Genomic DNA, 267 nt, shown 5'->3' with positions numbered 1-267 from the left:
GGCTGCCCGATGAAGACGACCCTGCGCGAGCGGGTCGAGCAGGCTGCCGGCGCGGTCGAGGGCATCACCGGGGTCACCGTCGTGCTGGGGGTGATGGACGACGAGCAGCGCGCGGCCCTGCGCCAGATGCTGCGCGGCGGCCAGCCCGAGCGCGAGATCCCCTTCGCCCAGCCCGGCAACCTGACCAAGGTGATCGCCGTCGCCTCCGGCAAGGGTGGCGTGGGCAAGTCGTCGGTCACGGTGAACCTGGCCACGGCGCTGGCTCAG

1 protein-coding gene is annotated in these 267 nt (G+C 73.0%); it reads left to right on the top strand.

Features of this window, described 5'->3' with window-relative positions; all coding sequences use genetic code 11:
- A partial coding sequence (locus IEQ44_RS17255; RefSeq protein WP_227487651.1) for a P-loop NTPase occupies nucleotides 1-267 on the top strand: 267 nt, incomplete at both ends.

It is taken from the genome of Nocardioides malaquae, from assembly GCF_015070385.1.
Classification (GTDB): Bacteria; Actinomycetota; Actinomycetes; order Propionibacteriales; family Nocardioidaceae; genus Nocardioides; species Nocardioides malaquae.
The sequence above is the reverse complement of the archived record's forward strand: the minus strand, read 5'-3'. Positions and strand labels throughout refer to the sequence as shown.